1 protein-coding gene is annotated in these 1656 nt (G+C 34.0%); it reads left to right on the top strand.

Annotated elements, in window-relative coordinates; all coding sequences use genetic code 11:
- Window positions 1-201: 201 nt before the first annotated feature.
- On the top strand, window positions 202-1530 hold the full coding sequence (locus EKM76_RS13220) for an SIR2 family protein (protein ID WP_164507669.1): 1329 nt from the start codon (window positions 202-204) through the stop codon (window positions 1528-1530).
- Window positions 1531-1656: the final 126 nt, after the last annotated feature.

Below are 1656 nucleotides of genomic sequence, written 5' to 3'. Positions count from 1 at the left end.
AAATAGGCTATTAATGGTGTATGCACTCGAATCCTTCTTTCTGGATTTTCTTGTTGTTCGCACACCAAGAATACCAGAAAAAGACGTTCGGGTGTTTTTTAATATTCGGAAATTAATAACAAAAACGAGGTACGTTTGACAGTACCTTCGATTCCGCGGAGGGGAATAAATTTCGAAAGTCAGAATATGGAGGAATATTGTATGGACGAACTACAACCAATTAGAACAATTCTTAAAGAAGCCGATTCATTGCCATTTCTTTTCGTAGGTTCGGGGATGTCAAAACGCTACTTAAATATTCCAACATGGAATGACTTGCTCGCATATGTGGCCTCATTAATCAATCCAGATAAATATTACTTTGCTAAATTAGAACGACAAATTTCAGATAAAATAAACAAAAAAACTAATTATAATCAATATATGACTGCTCTTTGCGACTTAGTGCAAGATGAACTCAACGCACTATGGTACACTTCCAATAAATTTGTTACCAGTCGTGATAAGTATGGCGACTTAGTGATTAAAAATGACGTTCAGCCAATTAAGGTAGAAATTGCAAGGTACATTGGATCATTTGATAATACAACGCCTTCCGTTACCGATGAATTGAACTGCCTTAAGAACATCTCTTCTCACTCTATTGCAGGAATAATAACAACAAATTATGATAATCTACTAGAAAATATATTTAACTTTCAGACCTATACTTCTCAAGAAGAACTTCTGTTTCATTCTAGGTATGAGTTAGCCGAAATTTATAAAATCCATGGATCCATTTCAAATCCTGAAACCATATTAATAAATTCGAATGACTATAAAGAAATAGAGAACAAGCACAAATATATTTCAGCAAAATTGCTAACCATATTTGTAGAACATCCTGTTTTCTTTCTTGGCTATTCTATAGGCGACCAAGATATCAGACTTATTCTAAGAGATATTATAGATAGTTTGGGAACTAATCAAGCTAAAGATATAACAAAACGTTTTTTCTTTGTGACTTGGGATTCAGAAGTTGATACTCCAAAAATATCCGACTCAACCATTACATTTTCAAACGGTCGGACATTAACCATGACACAAATAATAATAAAAGACTATATTTCTCTTTACAAATTACTTGCAGAAACAAAAATAAAATACCCAGTTAAAATGCTTCGGTACATAAAAGAGGATCTATATAATTACACTCTTTCAAATACACCAACAAAAAAAGCCGCTTTCTGGATACCTGATAAGGAGCTAACCAAGGAAGAACAGAGTCAAGTAGAATTCATGTATGGATTTGGTATAATTGAGAGAGCCGAGAACGGCTATGATTCAATTCATTATGAAGAATTTTACGAAGACGTAGTATTCGATAATAAGAACTTTCAAAATCACTTAGTTGTAGAAAAGTCGTTGCCAATTGCACTACGAGCGTGTTCAGGATGGATGCCCATAAGAAAATATGTCAAAGATATTGACTTAACTAATGTCCCCTCGATAGTCGATAGTAATCTATCCCAAATTGCAAGAACAAATTAGCCACACGATAAATCCTATTAAATCAGTATTTTCATTAATATTCATATTTTATGGATTTAACTTAACCGGCGGAAGCAGCAGAGAAAAGCTCTTTGGGTGTTTGATAGCCAGTTTGCCGGCGCGGTA

It is taken from the genome of Loigolactobacillus zhaoyuanensis (assembly GCF_003946385.1).
Taxonomy (GTDB): Bacteria; Bacillota; Bacilli; order Lactobacillales; family Lactobacillaceae; genus Loigolactobacillus; species Loigolactobacillus zhaoyuanensis.
This window is presented reverse-complemented; position numbering and strand designations above follow the sequence as displayed.